At 57.7% G+C, this 18,644-nt stretch carries 18 protein-coding genes; 11 read left to right on the top strand and 7 right to left on the bottom strand.

Translation table 11 applies throughout. The features are described 5' to 3' along the window. Position 1: 1 nt before the first annotated feature. From P2081_RS15260 to P2081_RS15250, 3 genes are read right to left on the bottom strand one after another with little or no spacing between them, the layout of a single operon-like run. On the bottom strand, positions 2 to 949 hold the full coding sequence (locus P2081_RS15260) for a GNAT family N-acetyltransferase (RefSeq protein WP_278923728.1): 948 nt from the start codon (positions 947 to 949) through the stop codon (positions 2 to 4). After that, positions 946 to 1,875, bottom strand: coding sequence for a hypothetical protein (locus P2081_RS15255; protein WP_278923727.1), 930 nt, complete (start codon positions 1,873 to 1,875; stop codon positions 946 to 948). Before P2081_RS15255 ends, P2081_RS15260 begins: the two co-directional genes overlap by 4 nt. A gap of 1 nt (position 1,876) precedes the next feature. Beyond that, positions 1,877 to 2,551, bottom strand: coding sequence for an acetyltransferase (locus tag P2081_RS15250; RefSeq protein WP_278923726.1), 675 nt, complete (start codon positions 2,549 to 2,551; stop codon positions 1,877 to 1,879). Positions 2,552 to 3,059: 508 nt separating this feature from the next. Here P2081_RS15250 and P2081_RS15245 point away from each other — a divergent pair. Beyond that, a complete protein-coding gene (locus P2081_RS15245) occupies positions 3,060 to 3,410 on the top strand; it encodes an MbcA/ParS/Xre antitoxin family protein (protein ID WP_232405386.1) in 351 nt (116 codons plus the stop codon). Beyond that, on the top strand, positions 3,410 to 3,922 hold the full coding sequence (locus P2081_RS15240) for an RES family NAD+ phosphorylase (RefSeq protein ID WP_278923725.1): 513 nt from the start codon (positions 3,410 to 3,412) through the stop codon (positions 3,920 to 3,922). The genes P2081_RS15245 and P2081_RS15240 overlap by 1 nt, the downstream gene beginning before the upstream one ends. Before the next feature lie 223 nt (positions 3,923 to 4,145). Here the strand turns inward: P2081_RS15240 and P2081_RS15235 are convergent, their stop codons facing one another. Beyond that, positions 4,146 to 5,078: a LysR family transcriptional regulator gene (locus P2081_RS15235; RefSeq protein ID WP_278923724.1), complete on the bottom strand. Its 933-nt coding sequence runs from the start codon at positions 5,076 to 5,078 to the stop codon at positions 4,146 to 4,148. A gap of 200 nt (positions 5,079 to 5,278) precedes the next feature. Between P2081_RS15235 and P2081_RS15230 the strand changes: the two genes are divergently transcribed. The 6 genes from P2081_RS15230 (at position 5,279) to P2081_RS15205 (ending at position 10,989) form a co-directional block, all read left to right on the top strand. Next, positions 5,279 to 6,034, top strand: coding sequence for a transporter substrate-binding domain-containing protein (locus P2081_RS15230; RefSeq protein WP_278923723.1), 756 nt, complete (start codon positions 5,279 to 5,281; stop codon positions 6,032 to 6,034). Between the two features lie 73 nt (positions 6,035 to 6,107). Beyond that, positions 6,108 to 6,833: an ABC transporter permease gene (locus P2081_RS15225; protein WP_278923722.1), complete on the top strand. Its 726-nt coding sequence runs from the start codon at positions 6,108 to 6,110 to the stop codon at positions 6,831 to 6,833. Beyond that, on the top strand, positions 6,826 to 7,500 hold the full coding sequence (locus P2081_RS15220; RefSeq protein ID WP_278923721.1) for an ABC transporter permease subunit: 675 nt from the start codon (positions 6,826 to 6,828) through the stop codon (positions 7,498 to 7,500). Before P2081_RS15225 ends, P2081_RS15220 begins: the two co-directional genes overlap by 8 nt. A gap of 24 nt (positions 7,501 to 7,524) precedes the next feature. After that, complete coding sequence (locus P2081_RS15215) at positions 7,525 to 8,268, top strand: amino acid ABC transporter ATP-binding protein (RefSeq protein WP_278923720.1); 744 nt, start codon at positions 7,525 to 7,527, stop codon at positions 8,266 to 8,268. 74 nt (positions 8,269 to 8,342) lie between these two features. Continuing rightward, positions 8,343 to 9,851: a M81 family metallopeptidase gene (locus tag P2081_RS15210; RefSeq protein WP_278923719.1), complete on the top strand. Its 1,509-nt coding sequence runs from the start codon at positions 8,343 to 8,345 to the stop codon at positions 9,849 to 9,851. After that, on the top strand, positions 9,844 to 10,989 hold the full coding sequence (locus tag P2081_RS15205; RefSeq protein WP_278923718.1) for an NAD(P)/FAD-dependent oxidoreductase: 1,146 nt from the start codon (positions 9,844 to 9,846) through the stop codon (positions 10,987 to 10,989). The genes P2081_RS15210 and P2081_RS15205 overlap by 8 nt, the downstream gene beginning before the upstream one ends. Positions 10,990 to 11,165: 176 nt before the next feature. On the opposite strand, the gene P2081_RS15200 is transcribed toward P2081_RS15205, so the two are convergent. The 3 genes from P2081_RS15200 to P2081_RS15190 all read right to left on the bottom strand — a co-directional run bounded on the left by P2081_RS15200 (position 11,166) and on the right by P2081_RS15190 (position 12,809). After that, positions 11,166 to 11,594: a hypothetical protein gene (locus tag P2081_RS15200; RefSeq protein ID WP_278923717.1), complete on the bottom strand. Its 429-nt coding sequence runs from the start codon at positions 11,592 to 11,594 to the stop codon at positions 11,166 to 11,168. Beyond that, positions 11,569 to 12,192, bottom strand: coding sequence for a tetratricopeptide repeat protein (locus P2081_RS15195; RefSeq protein WP_278923716.1), 624 nt, complete (start codon positions 12,190 to 12,192; stop codon positions 11,569 to 11,571). The genes P2081_RS15200 and P2081_RS15195 overlap by 26 nt, the downstream gene beginning before the upstream one ends. Positions 12,193 to 12,338: 146 nt before the next feature. Continuing rightward, a complete protein-coding gene (locus tag P2081_RS15190) occupies positions 12,339 to 12,809 on the bottom strand; it encodes a hypothetical protein (RefSeq protein ID WP_278923715.1) in 471 nt (156 codons plus the stop codon). 214 nt (positions 12,810 to 13,023) lie between these two features. Between P2081_RS15190 and P2081_RS15185 the strand changes: the two genes are divergently transcribed. The 3 genes from P2081_RS15185 to P2081_RS15175 all read left to right on the top strand — a co-directional run bounded on the left by P2081_RS15185 (position 13,024) and on the right by P2081_RS15175 (position 18,470). Beyond that, positions 13,024 to 13,362, top strand: a complete 339-nt coding sequence (locus P2081_RS15185; protein WP_278923714.1) for a hypothetical protein — start codon at positions 13,024 to 13,026, stop codon at positions 13,360 to 13,362. A 282-nt stretch (positions 13,363 to 13,644) separates the two neighbouring features. After that, entirely contained in the window at positions 13,645 to 14,487 is an 843-nt protein-coding gene (locus P2081_RS15180; protein WP_278923713.1) for an AraC family transcriptional regulator, read from the top strand. Between the two features lie 293 nt (positions 14,488 to 14,780). Next, positions 14,781 to 18,470 carry an Ig-like domain-containing protein gene (locus P2081_RS15175; protein WP_278923712.1) on the top strand — a complete coding sequence of 1,230 codons (3,690 nt, stop codon included), beginning with the start codon at positions 14,781 to 14,783 and terminating at the stop codon, positions 18,468 to 18,470. Positions 18,471 to 18,644 lie beyond the last annotated feature (174 nt).

The following is an 18,644-nucleotide window of genomic DNA, read 5'->3' as shown; positions in this document are numbered from 1 at the left end:
GTTAGGCGATATCCCATTGATATTGGCTGAACATCACACTGTGTCCGCCGAACATTTCTTTTTGTCGCGACAGACCCACGTTTAGCTCGCGCCCCGCATTGGTGGTGGAGATACCGAAGCTGAACCAGTCACGCTTGGCAAATACCTCTGCCAATAGGTGATGCACCAATAGATCCAGCGCACCTGAATTCCTGCCCTCAGGGGCGGCAGCGATATATTGGGCATGGACCGTGCGCCCACAATCGAACAGGAGCATGCCGGCAAGCATGGTGTCGCCGTCAAACGTGCCAAACAGGCGGATCTGGTCAGGGAAACGTTCTGCCAGCAGGGTCATTTCATCAAGGCTATGGGTTGGGGCGGCATCATGACGTGATCCGAGAACCTCGGTCAGAATGCCCCAGAAACGCGCAAAGTCATAAGCCTCGCGCGCAACCAGGCCTGCTTTGCGTGCTTTCCGGATCCCGTCCTTGCGACCGCCACTGAAGGGCTGGCGGCGTTGAAGCGGGATGGCTGTGCCGAGATCAGCACGTACCTGCCGGGCACCCGCGTTGATCAGCGCATAAAGATCAGCCTCAGAGGGCTGAGTGTGGAATATGTGGGGGCTGGGCTTGTAAATAAGGCTGCGCAGGCCCTGACCTGCCAAATACGTCTGCAGGGCCTCTATAATACCTACTATGGTAGCGGCCGGCAGCCGGGGGGGCACCAGTAGCCCGCCATAGGTCAGCCCGCCGTGCGAAACCAGCGTGTCACCGGCCTGACTGGCTGGCAATAGGGCAATGATCTTGTCGTTATCTTCGATGATCAGGGAATGATCCACGAACCGGTCCGCATGGTAATCCATGAAACCGCGGTCATGCAGGAAGGTTGCGTTGGCCGCCCCTTGCACAAACCTGTTCCAGACCTCGGCATCCGCCGGGGAATAAGGGCGGATCATCGGGGCGGGATTCATCCCTCCACCCATTCTGCATAGCCCACACCGGTACGCCCCATGTCATTACCGTTGTAAAACAGCAGGTTCCGTCCGTCGGTGGTCTTGATGTGGGCCGGATAGCAGGTCATTTCGCTATCCCAGCTTCCGGCAGCTCCGCGTGGCAGTTCTTCGTCATCGGTGCGGGTGAAGGTCACCCCATCCAGTGATGAAAATCGAAAGCTGGCATATTGCTTGGCCCGGGTGTCCGAGGTCGCACGCAGCTCCCATGTGCCGTCAGGACGTTGGTTGGCCCGCGGGCGGCCGATACGATATTCTTTCGAGGCCGGTGAAATGATCGGCTGAGCGGTGCTGTTGTCGAAACGGATGCCGTCCGGGCTGGTCATCGTCCAACAATCATACCGCGGAAAGAGCTTGTCTTCGATCTTCTCCCAGCCCTGCCCGCGCGAAATCCAAGCGCGATATGTCCCGTCAGGCAGCCGGGCGATTGAATGCAGTGCGCCGATGAACGGGCCTTCGGGGCAGCGATCAATGATCGGTGTCTTCTGCACCCTCTCAAAGCTCTTTCCCCTGTCACGGCTTATGGCAACGCCGCTGAAGGCCAGGAACTTGGCCTTTTCAACAAGCTGGAAACCGACATAATAGAGCCTGAGTTCCGTCTCCGAGACCTCCAGGACATCACCCAGGATCAGTCCATTATCGTCAAACATACCGGGCGAACCCAGATCCAGAACTGGTTTCTCGGAGACCGCCTTTACCTGCGACGGGTCGCGCGCATCCAGATCTACCCATCCGATCCGGCTGATACCGGCATCGTCACGCATGCCGCCAAACAGGCGGATTGTATCTGCATCCCGCTGCCAGGGGCTGGGTGTCATAAACGAATGGCGCGCCCAGTCGTGACTGCCGTCAGGGCAGTAGATCAGCCCTTTTTTTTCCCAGCCCATTTTATGGTTTTATCCTGTAATAGCGATAGGATGACACTCGGGATGGCGCAGCAGGGTTGCCATTCAGGACCAACCCCGGATCGCCAAAGCTCTTGTTGACCGCGGAAGCCATGCCGACAACGCAGTCTTCGCCGATAGTGACGTTGTCGGCAAAGGTAGCATTGACCCCGATGAAGCTACGCGCCCCGATGTTACAATAGCCCGAAATCACAACATGAGAGGACAGAAAGCAATGCGCGCCAATCCGGGTTTGGTGGCCGATATGGTTGCCGGACCAGAGCACGCATCCGTCTTCGATGGTCACACCATGCTGAACCACGTTGTTTTCAAAGATAAAGACGTTTTCGCCCAAGCTGGCAGTACGCCAGACCATTGCGCGCGGGCTGATGAAATTGGCGAGGCTGTACCCCTCGGCGCGGGTTTTTTCCATCAACTCGGCCCGCACCCGGTTCAGTTTGGTCGATGTGATCGCCACATGGGCATGCGTCGAGGCCGGATCAAAATGTTGTGCGGCCTCGTCCAATGCGACAACCGGCAGGCCGAATTTGGGGGTCTCGTCCAGAAACTCCCGGTCGACAGCAAAACCGATGACGGTATAGGGACTGTCCACAGTGAAATACTCATAGGCGATATCGGCAAATTCTCCGGCGCCTACAATAAGCAAATTCTGAGCCATAACTACCTTAACGGGCTGAGTGCGATTTCGTTTCCAGATGGAAACCGGATAAGTTCACAGCAGAACAGAGGCGCGCCTCAAATCCATGCCACGGCACGATTACCACGTTGTCGACTTGCCCACAATTACTGATGCCGGGGGCTAACTGACTTTGTCGAAATGGCCATTCTTGGCACCTGCTGCCAAATTTGTCCGGAGGTGTTGGGTTGCAGGTTCTACACCGCCTCGCAGGAAAAGTCGCCTGAGGGAAAGGCGGCGGCAGCCTCTTCCATCGGAAAGGCAAACTGGCGAACGGCTGAACAGGGCCGCGATATCGGCCCCGCTCAACATGTCGATGGCCTAGTGGTTAGGCTGGCGGCGGCCGAGATATCGGCAGATGATCGCTGAGATAGAGACTTCTTGCTAATTTTCCTCGGCAAAACAGGCAACGGAGAAACCGGCCTTCCGACTTGATATTCGGTCATTATGACGCTATATAACGTCATAATAGCCGCAAAGGAGGCGCTTCATGCATATCGCAAATTTCGCTGAAGGCGGACAGTTTGAGCCGCGAAAGATCGCGGCAGCGCTGCGCACCTCGGCAGAGGAAATCGCCCTGACGGTCGGTTTGGGCAAGGACGCCCTGCAACGGCGCACGCGCATCAGCTCGGACAAGACACAACGCCGCCTGCGCGAACTGGTCGAGGTGCTCAATAAGGTTGAACCGCGGTTTGGATCAGAACTCATGGCCTATGCCTGGTATCGGTCAGAACCCCTGCCCGGCTTTGATGGCCGAACCGCCATGCAACTCGTGCAGGAAGGCAAAGCACAGCAGGTTCTAGAATATATCGATGCAGTTGACGCCGGTGTCTTTGCCTGATGCCTTTGAAGGACGGCCGCTTTGTTGGGCCGCTTTACCGCGCTCTGAACCCGATTTACGCCCGCGATCCCTTATCGGGCCGCGGCGCAGAGCTGTATGGCGGACGGGTCAATGCCAGGGGGACACCGGCGCTCTATACCGCGCTTGATCCAGCAGGCGCACTGCGCGAAGCCAATCAGGTGGGCAGTTTGCAACCAACGATCCTGGTTTCCTACGCCGCCGACCTTGGCCCGATCTTTGACACCCGCGATCCAAGAGGGCTGGAAAAACACGCTATATCTGATCGCATGCTCGCTGATCCCGCGTGGCGCACCAGAATGATCGGCGGGCAAGATGTGCCCACCCAGGATTTTGCCGCACGCCTGATCCATGGTCGGTTTGCAGGCCTGCTGATCCGGAGTTTCGCAAAAGGTGCGGCGGCAACCGACTTCAACATCGTCCTATGGCGGTGGAGTGGCGCTGGCTGCACTCTCAACGTGGTGGACGATGAGGACCGTTTGTCAAAGATGTAAAGACATCCGGCGCAGGTCAGGTAAGGAATGGGCTTGCAGCATACTACTGATGCGCTCCGCATGGCTGTATTGCGCAAAGGCAGAGCACGGTTTGGGTGCCGCCGCCGAGGGGCAAACGAGGTCGGCCCAGGCTGCCTACCGTTTGCTTTACAAGATACAGGTACGATCAACACGGCTCCCCCGATCAGACCACATGACATTCAAAATGAGACAACCTGCCCCCTCAGGTCCCTTCAAGGCCTTCGAGTTCTGACATCAGCCAAATTCGGAAGGTCTCTATAAGAGAGCCCGCAGTATTCCGCCCGGCCCCGCAGATGAATTTGTAGGAGATTTCCGGTTCGACCGAGTTTTCGGACACAATACAGACACGCCCTCGCTCAACGTCCTCAGAAATCAGCGCCCGGTCGGCCAGCCCAACGCCTTGTCCGGATCGGACCGCCGCCAGAATGGTGTGCTGATCATCAAAAATCAGGTTGGAATTGGCAGAGGCCGCGCCAAGGCCCGTGCCATCCAGCCATGCCTGCCACTCAGCCAGATCTCTGTAATGCAACCGTGGCACCTGTGGGTCTTCCAGCAACTGCACCGGATCACGCACGGTTTGCAGCAACTCAGGACTACATACCGGGACCTGACGTTCGCGGAATACTTCTATCGCGTGACACCCCGCAGGCGGCTCAAGGCAATACTTGATCTGGATATCCCCTGCGCCGGGCGGTGGCGCGTCGACCTCAAGATTGGTGAGATGAAGTTGAACACCGGGGTTTTGCTCCAGAAATCCTGCCACTCTTGGGGCAATCACCTTCATGGCAAAGAACGGACCAACACGCACCCGCAACACCCGGTCCTTGCGGTCGCGGCGAATTAGGGCGGTGCTTTCTGCAATTTTGTCAAAGCTGCGTTCACAGACCTCCTGCAGCACCTTGCCTTCTTCTGTCAGGGAAACTCCTTTTGCACCGCGTAGAAACACGGAGACACCGAGGCCCTCCTCCAATTGTCTCACCTGATGGCTCACGGCCCCCTGACTGACGGCCAGTTCGTCAGCGGCGCGGGTAAAGCTGCCGTGAAATGCAACCGCTTCGAATGCCCGAAGGGCCTTAAGATTGGGCAGTTGGCGCCGCTGCGGTCTGGCGAGCGCGATAACATTAGTTTTTTTCATACCATGAATACTTCTTTTGCATTGTCTGCAAACCTCCTTTGCTCCTAGTTCGTAGGCAGTACGAACATGGTGATGCTATATCACCGAACGTTCCAAAAAACTAATACATTGCCCAGATCAGCCCCCCGCTGTGGGCCCAACAGGTGAGATAAGAAAACATGACATCCCTTGCCCTCTTCAGACTGCCCTGCGCAGTTATTATGACTGCCAGCCTTGCGCTGCCCGCTGCGGCCGAGACCCTGCGGATCGGCACAGAAGGTGCCTACGCACCGTTCAATTTCGTGACTGAAGACGGCTCTCTCAAAGGGTTCGACGTGGACATCGGCAATGCCCTGTGCGCGCAAATGCAGGTCGAGTGTGAATGGAGCGCTCACGAATGGGGCGGTATCATCCCCGCACTCAACGCGAAGAAATTTGATGTCATGGTGGCCTCCATGGCCATCACCGAGAAGCGACAGGAAAAGGTCCGTTTTTCCTCGCCTTATTATTTCAACGCCATGCGCTTTGCTGCGCTGAAAGAACTGGAACTGGACACTGCCACCCCTGCCAGCCTTGAGGGAATGGTGATTGGCACACAGTCGGGATCGGTTGCTGTGACTGTTCTGCAGGAGTATTTCCCGGAGAGTGAAATCAAGCTTTATCCGAAGCTGGGCGAAGCCTTCCTTGATATGGAAAGCGGTCGACTGGATCTGGTTCTGGAAAGCAAATTCTCCATTGGGGACTGGATGGCGAAGGGCACCGATTGCTGCGCTTTCGTGGGCGAAGATTTCCTGATGGACGGCACCATCGGCGCGGGCATTGCCATGCGGCTGGAGGACGAAAACCTGCAAACACGCATTGACGACGCTCTGGCCGCGATCATCGCCAACGGTACCTACGACGACATTCGCGCCAAATACTTTGAATTCGACATCCGCTCGCAACCCCGGATTGTCAGCGACCTATTCAAAGGCTGAACAGAAAGGCCTCAGTCGTCATAGTAAAATAACCGGCGACGGGGCCTGAAATTTCCCCCATCTGGATGACCCCATGGAATTACTTTCCCTTCTGACCCCCGGTCCCACCGGTTGGGGGGACGAACTTCTTATTGGTCTCGGCATGACCCTCGGGCTGGCTCTGGCAACCTTTCCGGTCTCGATCATGTTGTCGTTCCTGATTCACCGGGCGCGCAACTCGCGGAGGCGACCGGTGCGGTATCTGGCGCAGATGCATGTGTCGGTTTTCAAAAGCCTGCCCGAGATACTGACACTGCTGATCATCTACTATCAATCGCAGGTCGTGATCAGCTGGGTAGCGGAATATGCCGGGTTCGACAGCACGCTGTCGATCAGCCCCTTTCTGGCCGGTCTGATCGCACTGAGCCTGGTCATCAGCGCCTATGGCAGTGAAGTGGTGCGTGGCGCCCTTCAGGCCATTGGTAAAGGTCAGGTCGAGGCGGCTCAGGCGCTTGGGCTGTCAGGGTTCCATTGCTTCTGGAAGGTCATCCTGCCTCAGTTCTGGCGCCATGCCCTGCCTGGCCTTGGCAATCTCTGGGTGATCCTACTGAAGGACACCTCGCTGGTATCCGTGATCGCGCTTAGCGACCTGACCCATGTGGCAGCCCTGGCCATCAACACCACCCGAGAGCCGTTCTTCTTCTATCTTGTGATTGCCGCCATCTATATTAGCCTGGTGATCCTTTCGTCCTGGATCCAGAAACGGCTTGAGAGACGTGCCACGCGCGGCGTTGTTGCCGGAGGGCGCGCCCATGCTTGATCTTTGGCTCGATTACAAAGACTTGTGGCTTTCGGGGCTCAAGGTCACTGCCAGCCTGACCCTCCTTGCCATCCTGCTGGGATTTGTGCTGGCCCTTCCCATCGGCGTCGCGCGTGCGCGCAACCGGGGCCTCAGCGGGGTTCTGGCCTACGGCTATGTGAATTTTTTCCGGGGCATGCCGCTGCTGGTGCTGCTGTTCCTGGTCTACTATGGCGCCGGCGAGTTCAGCCGGGACCTGCGGTCGCTTGGCCTTTGGTGGTTCTTCCGGGACGCCTACTACTGCGGCCTGCTGGCGCTCGTCCTGAACACTGCCGCCTATCAGGCAGAAATCATTCGCGGCAGTCTAAACGGTATTCCCAGTTCCATCAGGGAAGCCAATGCGGCGCTGAACCTGACGCGTTGGACGGCCTTCCGCCGCGTTCTGTTTCCGATTGCCATCGCCCGCGCTCTTCCTGGGCTTGGCAATGAATTCATCCTGCTGCTCAAAGCCACCTCTCTGCTGGCCATCATCACTATCTTTGATCTGATGGGACAAGCCCGTTTCATCTTCTCCGAAACCTTTGATCTGCGTGCCTATTACGTTGCCGCCCTGCATTACCTTGTGCTGGTGCTGGTGCTGGAATGGTTCTTGCGCCGGATCGAAAGCCGCAACGCCTGGGCGGCCTGACCCCCCAGAGAAAGGACATGTACTATGGCCACCCCCCTCGCCATATCCATTCAAGCCCTTGATAAACATTACGGCTCCTTCCATGCGTTGAAGGATGTGACCCTGACCGTCGCAAAGGGCGAACGGATCGTCATTTGCGGCCCATCTGGGTCCGGGAAATCCACTCTGATCCGGTGCATCAACGGGCTTGAGGATCACCAATCCGGCAGTCTCACGGTTGACGGCGTCACCCTTACGGACGACGCCGCAGTGCTGCGCCAGGTCCGGGCCAGGGCGGGCATGGTCTTCCAGCATTTCAACCTGTACCCGCACCTCTCAGTGCTCGACAACTGCACGCTTTCGCCGACCTGCACGCTTCGCCTCGACAAGGCGACAGCAAGACGGCAGGCGATGGAGCTGTTGTCGCGGGTGGGCATGGCTGATCATGCAGGGAAGTTCCCGTCGCAGCTTTCCGGTGGTCAGCAGCAGCGCGCCGCCATTGCGCGCAGCCTATGCATGATGCCTGACATCATGCTCTTCGACGAACCAACCTCGGCGCTGGATCCGGAATCGATTGGCGAGGTTCTGGACGTCATGACCGATCTTGCCCGCGACGGGATGACAATGGTCTGCGTCACGCACGAGATGGGATTTGCCCGCAAGGCAGCTGATCGCATCGTTTTCATGGATGCCGGCCAGATCGTGGAGGTCAACACACCTGAGACCTTTTTCGCAGCCCCGGAAACCGACCGAGCGCGCGCATTCATCAACCAGGTGATCGGCCACTAAGAACCGGTCCAACTGTATTCTTAGCCGGGCCACCGCCCGGCGCACTTCCCCTTTTGGTACAAAGGACGATAGACATGAGCTTCCGTGTCGCCGTTATAGAATTCATAAACGAAAGCAACACCTTCACGGTCATGCGTACGGGTATGCACGATTTTCATGCCAGCCATTATTTCAAGGGCGACGAAATCCTTGCAAAGTTCAAGGGCACCGGGTCCGAGGTTGGCGGTTGCATTGACGTCGCCGAGGATCGCGGCTGGACCCCTGTCTTCATCACCGCAGCCCATGCTGAACCCGGTGGCATCGTGACCGAGGCCGCGCGCAGGGAAATCACCACAGAATGCTTGCGTCGCCTGCAGGAGCATGGCCCCTTTGACGGCCTATTCGTGGCGCTGCACGGCGCTATGGTCACGGAAACCGATCAGGATGGCGACAGCCAGTTTCTGCGCGAGATCCGATCGGTTGTCGGACCCGAGGTGCCGCTGGCCGTCACCCTGGACCTGCACGCCAATATCTTTGATGAGATGGCCGACCTGGCACAGATTGCCGTCTCCTTCCGCACCTATCCGCATGTGGACATGCATGAAGCGGGCTATGAAGCGGCAGACCTGCTGCACAGGGCCATGACCGGGGACATAACCCCCAGATTGACCATGACACGCCCTGCCATGCTGCTAGGCTGCGATGACGGGCGCACCACCGAAGATGGACCAATGTGCCGCCTGCTGGAAAACGCTGCTGAAGAAATGAAGGCACCGGGGGTCCTGAATGTGGCGATCAATGCCGGGTTTACGGATGCAGACGTCTGGGCCGCCGGGCCAAGCGTTCTGGTCACCCATGACACCGCCAAGGTCGACAGCGCAACCGCTGCCGGGATCGGCACCCGTATCTGTGACCAGATCTGGGCCTTTCGCGACGAATGGAATCTGCCAGTTTCCCTGCCTGAATGCATAACCCAGGTCCAAGGCCTTTTGCAGCAAAAACCGGCACCGCAAGGTCCGGTTGTCGTGGCCGATTATGCTGACAATCCTGGCGCCGGTTCCTACAGTGACTGCACCGCGATGATCGCGGCCCTGCTGGAGGCAGGGATCTCCAACGCGGCAGCTGGCGCGCTGTGGGATCCTGCGGCGGCAACGATATTGGCCGAGGCCGGTGTCGGAGCCCGGGTCACGCTCAGCATCGGGGGGAAATGCGACCCCTCGGTCGGCGGCGGCCCGCTTGAACTCACCGGGGAAGTGCGCGCCATCAGCGACGGTGCCTTCACGTTCGAAGGGCCGATGTTCACCGGGTTGCCCGGCTCAACCGGGTTGAGCGTGTGTTTTCGGGTCGAAGGGATCGACATCATGATCGTCACGGACCGCATGCAGATGCTGGACCAGAATATCTTTCGCCTGATCGGTATCGAACCGGCAAGCAAATCGGTCCTCGCCGTGAAGTCGATGCAGCATTTCAAGGGCGCCTTTGCCCCCATCGCCTCGGCAATCATAACCGCCGACGCAGGCGGGCTTTGTACCCCGGATGTCAGCAAGCGCAGCTACAGCCGCCTGCGCCGCCCGGTTTTTCCTCTGGAGACGGTTCATGCCTGAAATTCATGACATCGCAATCATTGGCGGCGGTATCGCCGGAGCTTCTCTCGTCTATTTTCTGGAGGGTCGGCGTTCCGTTATCCTGCTGGAACAGGAGCAGGCCTTTGGCTATCATTCCACCGGGCGTTCAGCTGCGGAATTCACGCGACGGTTTCACTCCAAGATTGCAGGACAGCTGACCACCGCCAGCACAGGCTTCATGATGTCCCCGCCTGATGGCTTTGCCGAGACCGCTCTGCTGCGTCTGCGCGGCAACCTGGTGATTGCCGATCACGACAAGGCCGCACAGCTGCGCAGTATCTGCGCTGCAGAGCTCGCCACAGCACCTGAGGGCGCCAGCCCGATTCAGGCGCTCACAACAGAGCAAGCCCTGGAAAAGGTCCCCTTTCTTGATCCGGACTGGTTGGGCGCCGCCTTCTACGATCCTGATTGCTGGGATGTGGAGGTCGAGACCCTGTTGCAGGGGTTCATGAAGGGGGCCCGCAAACAGGGCGGGCAGACCCTGCGTGAGGCCCGTGTCACTGCAGCCCGACGAGACGGTGACCACTGGGTTCTCGACACCACCGCAGGCGACATCCGGGCACGGACCGTCGTCAATGCGGCCGGTGGCTGGGCCGCTGAAATCGCAGCTCTGTTCGGGCTGCCGGACTATGGATTGCAACCCCTGCGCCGCACCGCCATCAGCGTGAAAACACCCGGCCACGATTTGACCCACCTGCCCGAAGTCACTGAGCTGGAGGATAGTTTCTATTTCAAACCTGATGCCGGGCAGCTCATGGTCAGTCCCGCGGATGAGACACCCGTCGCAGCACATGACGCCTGGCCGGAAGAGTTGGACATCGCCTTTGCTGCGCACTACCTCTCTGAATGCACCACGCTTGATATCTCGCATGTGGCGCACAGCTGGGCCGGGTTGCGCACCTTCGCACCGGACCGGGTTCCCCTGATCGGATATGACAACACCGCAGAAGGTGTGTTCTGGCTCGCCGGTCTTGGGGGCTTTGGCATACAGACCTCTCCTGCGGTGGGCCAACTGGCTGCAGCCCTCCTCACCCAAACACCGCTGCCCCACCCCATGCGTGGAAGTGCTTTCAATTCGGAACAGGTCTCACCCGAACGTTTTCGCCAGTCGGGATAGGGCCATTTCACAGTGCAGCATCAAGCAGTTGAACGCCGCAGCGCAGCTTTCTGAAGGCCGGAGACCTGCATTGCCGGACAATGCCGTCACTTTTGCCAGAAGACTGAGCAACTGCAAATGACAGAAACTACAACGGATTGGTTGCTCGCCTCGGGTAGCTTGACGGGACCTGAACCTTAGGCTTCAGGCTTTATGGGGGCAATATCCACCGCCGGACCTCGCAAAATGCGGATCAACCCCTGAATGGTCGTATCGGCATTTAGATCACCAAACCGCTGCAGATAGGCTAGGGTGTCCTCCAGCAGGCACACCTTTTGCAGCAACAGGAACGCATGATACTGCTCCGGTTGCCGGGCAATACTGTCAAGAAATTCAACATGCGCTTCGCTGTCATAGAGCGGAGGAAGCACGATATCGCCCTCCTCTTCATGGCCTGATATGCCGCAGGCATCCGCACGGCGGGCGAGATCTTCCAGCGCTTGCCTGTACCGGCCGATAGGCACGAGCCCTTCGGCAATGAATGCTTGTGAATCGGACATCATTTTTTCCGCAGATTTCACCTCTGCTGACGCCGCCTGCTCAATGTTGCGCCAATAGGTTTTCAACGCTTCTGATCAGTTCATCGCTATCCGCGCTAGTGCGGAATTGATCATAGAGAGCCTGTGCCACGTCCCGATCATGTTCCGCATTCAGACCTAGAAGAATATGCTCGGCCAAGAACAGGCCCGCATTACCCCAACCGGATATGGCAGCATTTAACAGGTAGACGGTGCCAACATAGGGGTTTTTTGCGGTTCCTTCACCTCGAAGCAACTTGATCCCATAATTTGTCATCGCGATGGGGTAGCCCTGCTCTGCAGCGCGCTTGTACAGGCTTGTGACCAGTTCAGGGTTATTCTGAAAGTAGTGGCAGTGCTGTTTCCCGTAAAGCCACGCAAGAGAGGTATTCGCAGTTGCATTTCCCAAAGAGGCAGCTGCTTCCAGTTTGCCATGTGCAACGTCATTGCCTTCGCAAGCACTCTCTGAGAGTCCATTGGAAAACTGTCGCTGTTCTTGGAATTCAAAGATTTCAATCCCTGGATGTACCAGGTTGGCACTGTCAGATCTGACGACGGCCCAATAGATATCGCTCTTGCTCGTACCAGCCCAGGCGGCGAAAGGCGCGTTGAGAAAAGTAAGAAGCAAAATCAAATTCCTGAACATCTTTGAATTCCTATTTGATGTATACATGGTCTGCGCCGTTCAAGCTGTACCCGCTGATAGGGTGCTAGCAGAGCATGCTATATAATTAGTGGTTCACTTGTGAACTTGGAAATACATTGTTGTGGCGCCTTCCAGAATGCCCCGGCCTATTCTGCGGCCTCAGCGCATTGTGACAGCCTTTGAATTCCGTCCCGGTCCGCCAGTATGTAAAACCCTTGATGATCTCCATTCACCGAAAAGGTTCTCTCCTCGCTCGTTTGGGGATCCGTGTAGGAAATCGCCAAGATGAAGCTCAAAGGGCCGCTCAACGGGCCAAAAAAGGCTTTGGGGTGGAAGACGCCAGTTGCCTCATGCCGATCCACATGCACCCGTGTTTCATTCTTGGCGGACGCGCCGAAGAGCTCAATACCTTCCATCATCCCGCAGGCCAATGCATACCGGCCATCAAGCCGGGATAGATCGAAGTCATCGGCGAAATGCGGGAGCAAATGTGTCATCCCCTCGCAAAGCTCATCAGCGTCTTGCGATGACGGGAATCCGCAACGGTTCTCTTCCTCCGCGTAGGCGGTTTGCAAAAAGCCAAGAATAGCAAGACAGGTTAGTAGGGCGGTCTTCAATTTTAGCATCCTCTGGAAACGTGACTATTGGGGTAAACGCCTGGGCCTGTGCCCCATTAATATGTACTTTGAGATACTAACCTTGCATAGTTGCGTCCCGCAATTCCTCACCACATGGCGAAATGGTGGCACGTTTTGGCAATATTATCCGGTCTTGAACTGTCTGGGTAGCAGGATGCAAAGAGTTTACTGTCCTTAAAACAGGAAGGTTTCCGTGGCTTGTAGAAACCAGAACGCAGATTCAGCGACAAAACAGGAATTGGAAAGTGACATCCGGTTGCTCGCCCGCCTGGCGGAACAATTGCCCTCGCAGTCCGTCATTGCACGCCTGTCTGAAAGCGATATTCAAGACAACATTCCGCTATATCTCGATGAGATCGAAGCCGCCCTCCAATGCACGGCAACCGAGTATGTGTCCGAAATTACGAAGCAAGTGATCACCCTCCTGCGGAATGCGGCCGAAGCCGGTGATATCAGGCAAGGTGTCGGCAATGCCTTTTCAACGCTGCATGAAGCCCGGTCAGAACTGCATCGCCTGAATAACGAAAGGTGAACGCCTTGTGTCCTGCCGCATGCGTACCTTCTGCGCCAAAAGCGAAGCAACCTGATGCGGCATCGCGCAGCCGTGGTTGAGACCTGTGCGGCGACTTGGGCCAGACACGTCTTGACCCCATATGAAGCAAAGTCAATCATCGCGGCGACTTGTTGGAGGCGGTGAAGCGTGAATGAATTGGTGGTACAAGGCGGTAATTTGCAAAGGCAAGCCGCAAGCGGGCGTGTTATTTCTGCGCAGGGCTCTCAATACCTCAGCTTCAACGCCTTCCCAGGCGGGGCAATGCTCGTGACCTCGTCTATTGAGGTCAATGAACCGACCGAGATTTGCTTTCCCCACGATGAAAGTGGCCAGCATGTCTCTGCCCAGTATTTTTTGTCGGGCGAGGCCAGCATCGTCATGGGAAACGGGCAGCGGCAGCATTGGACGCAAGACGGAACATCCGTGATCCGCAGTGACACGCCCGGTTTTCGGCTGATCGTGGAGCCAGGACAGGTCCTGCGTCATGTTTGTGTGGCAATGTATCGTCATGACCTGAATTGCCGCCTGGATGAAACATCTAGTCCGCAGCTTGCGCGATTGATGGCTTCTGATGCGACGGTTGACCTTGCTGTGCCGGTTCCTACGGATATGCTGGCGCGCAGCACCGCGCAGCGGCTGTATCAGCTGCGTGCGGCGACAGGGCTGGGCAGCGTCAGGGCAGAAGGTCTGGCCATCAGCTTTCTGTCCGAGGTGTTGTCCGGCTATGCACACTTGGCTCTGGACGACGCCGATACTCGCAGCGTTTTGCCATGGCAGGCCCACAGGGTACGGCAGCTCAAGGCTGCCATCGATGCCGATCCCGGCCAATGCTTTGCCGAAGGTGAAATGCTGGAGCGGTTCGCAATGGGCGATCAGATGGCGCGGCGGGTGTTTCAGATGGAGTTTGGAACCACACTTTCAGCATACACACGCACCGCGCGCCTGACCAAAGCACAGGCAGCACTGCGCGACGGCACCACTTCGGTCAAACAAATCGGCTTTGCCTGTGGCTATGCTCATATTGGCAATTTCACCCGCGCCTATAAGCAGCACTTTGGGGAAACCCCTTCGGACACGCGCGCAGGCGCCACGCGGACGCCCTAGCTCCCCTCGCGACACAAAGAATTATCATTTTTGAAAAAGAATTATCATAAGAGGCCCAGCCTCTTGCCAGGGCCTTGATCTCTTTGCAGAAATTTGGCGTCTGAGAACCCGGGGTGCGGGCCGTGCCCCCAAGATGCTGATGGCAGGATAATCCGGGGGGCCGCCCCCTTCAGCGCAGACAGCAGGCCGATTTGACGCGACACCGGATGGATCGTGGTTGGATTGGTGTGGGGTCGCCGGACTGACATCAATGTGACCATGGCAGATATCCGATAATTTAGGATGAATTTGCGATGGCTGGACTTTTGATGCGGACACTTTTGGCGGGCGGCGCTGGCAGCGACAAAGCCAACATGAGTGCCGGTAAACGCAATCTCTGTCTTGGATACATTGCCGTCATCTGCGCGACCCTGCTTGCCCTTACACCGCCCGCAGCGGCCTTTGATGCGCCATCGCGTATCGACCGGAGTTTGAACCTGAATTCCCAATGCGGGCTGGTCGCCTTCGTCCACGATGTGAATGGGGGGTTGGCCTCTGTACGCGTTAGACCGCTTGGCGGTGGTACTGTACAAACCCAAGCGGCAGGTGGGGCATCTTATTTCAACGGAGGTGTAAGCACCACTTTTTCGGCGATAACGTCTGCGAATCTGGAAGCACACTGCAGTCTTAAGGATGTCGCTGGCCTTGTTCAGCAAGGCGCCGCAGGAACCTATGCCGCCCATGGCTATATGGGGGTTTCCTTTGAAGCAACACGGACCAGCGACGGTGCTCGCTATGCCTACCGCGCCGAAATCAGCGGGGTAACGGGAACCACGGCTTCAGTGGGTCAGACCCTTGTCAATGCGGCACCAACGGTGTCACTCGGCAGCCTCAGCGGTCCAGACGGCAGCGGCAAATATACCGTGATCGCTACATTGTCTGAAAGCAGCTCTGATTTCACATCCAGCAGCCTGACATTGACAAACGCCACCGCGACAGTGTCCGGCAGCGGCAGCAGCTTCTCAATTGTTCTGACCCCATTGATGGATGGGGAGGTCAGTGTATCCGTCCCAAAGGAGGGCTTTACCGACAGCGGAGGGCTGGCAAATTGGGTCGCCTCTAATGAGGTGACATTTTCAGCTGACATCACCGCGCCTACGGTCAGTATCGGCGCCTTCACCGGTCCGCTGAACGGGGCGCAGTCGGCGGTGATCACCCTCTCGGAGGCCAGCACCGATTTCACCCTTGCCGACCTCACCCTGACCAATGCCAATGCCACGCTGTCCGGGTCGGGCACCAGCTACACCGCCGTGCTGACGCCACTGGCGGACGGATCGGTGGCGCTGTCGGTGGCGGCGGGCACCTTCAGCGATGCCGCCGGGAACATGAACGCCGCTGCGTCAAACGAAGTCACCACGACCTACGATGGCACCGCGCCAGTAATACGCCCCATTGGCGATATCTCTTTCGAAGCCGATCCATCCGGAACCCGGCGGATTGGCTTCTCCACAATTGTTGATGACAATGTTGACAGCGGCATATCCCCCATCTTTTCGCTGAATGGTGTTGTGATCGCCACCCCCTATGACTTCCCGATTGGGGCGAACCTGATCAAGATCAACGCGACGGATTCGGCGGGAAATCAGGCTGTCGAGGAAGAGTTCACTATCACAATTACGCCGGGCGCCGTGCCGGACAGCCCTGTCCTGACGACAACGGTCATCAATACAAACCGCTCCATGACAATTGGTGGTACGGCTGAGGCAGACGGGACGGTTCGTATCACATTTCCCGACGCAAGCGTGCAAACAGTCACAGCGACAGGCGGCACATTTTCTGTCACCTCAGCAGCGGACATGACCGGTGGGACCGTATCTGTCACCGTAGAAAACAGCCTGGGCTATGTGTCACCGGCTGCAACGGTTGACTTGTTTCCAGATTATGATGCCCCCACCATCAGCATCGGCGCCTTCACTGGCCCGCTGAACGGGGCGCAATCGGCAGAGATCACCCTCTCGGAGGCCAGCACCGATTTCACCCTTGCCGACCTTAGCCTGACCAATGCCAGTGCCACGCTGTCTGGATCGGGCACCAGCTACACGGCGGTGCTGACACCAGTTGCGGACGGGTCAGTGACCCTATCGGTGGCGGCGGGCACCTTCAGCGATGCGGCGGGGAATGTGAACGCGACGGCATCGAACGAGGTGACCACAGCATATGACGCCACCGCCCCCACCATCAGCATCGCCCCCTTCACTGGCCCGCTGAACGGGGTGCAATCGGCAGAGATCACCCTTTCGGAGGCCAGCACCGATTTCACCCTTGCCGACCTTAGCCTGACCAATGCCAGTGCCACGCTGTCTGGATCGGGCACCAGCTACACGGCGGTGCTGACACCACTGGCGGACGGGTCTGTGACGCTATCGGTGGCGGCGGGCACCTTCAGCGATGCGGCGGGGAATGTGAACGCGGCGGCATCGAACGAGGTGACCACAGCATATGACGCCACCGCCCCTACCATCAGCATCGCCCCCTTCACTGGCCCGCTGAACGGGGTGCAATCGGCAGAGATCACCCTCTCGGAGGCCAGCACCGATTTCACCCTTGCCGACCTTAGCCTGACCAATGCCAGTGCCACGCTGTCCGGGTCGGGCACCAGCTACACCGCCGTGCTGACGCCACTGGCGGACGGATCGGTGGCGCTGTCGGTGGCGGCGGGCAGCTTCCGCGATGCGGCGGGAAATGTGAACGCGGCGGCATCGAACGAGGTCACCACGACATATGACGCCACCGCGCCATCGGTCAGTATCTCGTCATCCAGCACAACTTTTGTCGGAGCAGCCTCAATTGAGATTGCGATCACCTTTTCCGAAAACGTGATCGGTTTTGCCGCAAGCGACATTTCCGTTGCCAATGGCACGGTCACGAATCTTTCAGGAAGCGGTGCGGACTATCTCGCCACGGTCACGACAACTGGCAAAGGGGATACCGAGATATCGATTCCCGCTGCCGTCGCAACAGATGTGGCTGACAATTCCAACACGGCGTCGAACACCTTGTCCATTTCCAACGCCGTTGTTGAGAAAACGCAAAAGGTCATCGCGCAGTTCATTCAATCGCGGGCGACGCAGCTGATCGCCAGCCAGCCGAACCTCACCGGGTTTCTCTCTGGCAGCAATACCGGTGCCATGAACCTGGCCGTGACACGTGGCAGAGGTGATTTTGACTTCGCCAGCGCGCCTGACGCAGCCAATGGCATCTGGGCACGATTGACCGGCTCCTGGACACATGAGGATACCAGGAATACCCGCTATACCTTCGGCGTCATCGGGAGCCACGTCAAATTGTCTCCCAATCTGCTGATAGGCGGCATGATTGAATTCGACTTTCTGAGCCAGGAGGACGGCGCCAGCCGCATTGATGGCCATGGCTGGCTGATCGGTCCATATTTCGTGGCGCGCAGCCCGGCCCATCCGTTGTTCTTTGAGGGGATGCTTCTTTATGGGCAGACGAAGAACGATATCTCGCCGTTTGGAACCTATTCAGACAGATTTGAGACGCAACGGCTGCTCGCACAGTTCAAGGTGACCGGAGAAATCGATCAGGGTCGGACAACATGGATGCCTTCTGTTCAGCTGTCCTACACAACCGATACGCAGAAGGCCTACACCGATGGGCTTGGCAACCTCATTCCAGAGCAGGGTTTTGAATTGACCCAGGCCGAACTTGGCCTTGATGTCCGCCACCAGGTCCGCCTGCCAAGACGCAGCGGCACATTGGAACTGACCGGCGGCCTCGCCTTTGTCGGCTCATCTACCAAAGGGTCGGGGAACGCGGCTCTGGTTGTGCCGGAGTACGAGGGGGGGCGTGGCAAGTTAAAGGCGGGGGCGAATTACACACTACCCAATAGAGGGGTTTTGACGGTGGACGCATTCTATGACGGTATCGGCACCGCAGTTTATGAAAGCTTTGGGGTGCAGTTCGGGTTCAATCTGACGTTCTGAACGCCCCATTTCCACAGGGTCTTGAGGGCTGGCGGACTGTCAGAATATGGCAATGTTGATTGTCACTGAGAACTGACCCGGTATTTTCACCGAGATTTGACCCACCTTCAGTTATGCGCTGTAGTTTATGATGTGGTCAATGTTGCGGTCTCCTTTCCTGTTTTCTTTGCAGCC

This window comes from Pseudophaeobacter profundi, assembly GCF_029697505.1.
Lineage (GTDB): Bacteria > Pseudomonadota > Alphaproteobacteria > Rhodobacterales > Rhodobacteraceae > Pseudophaeobacter > Pseudophaeobacter profundi.
The sequence above is the reverse complement of the archived record's forward strand: the minus strand, read 5'-3'. Positions and strand labels throughout refer to the sequence as shown.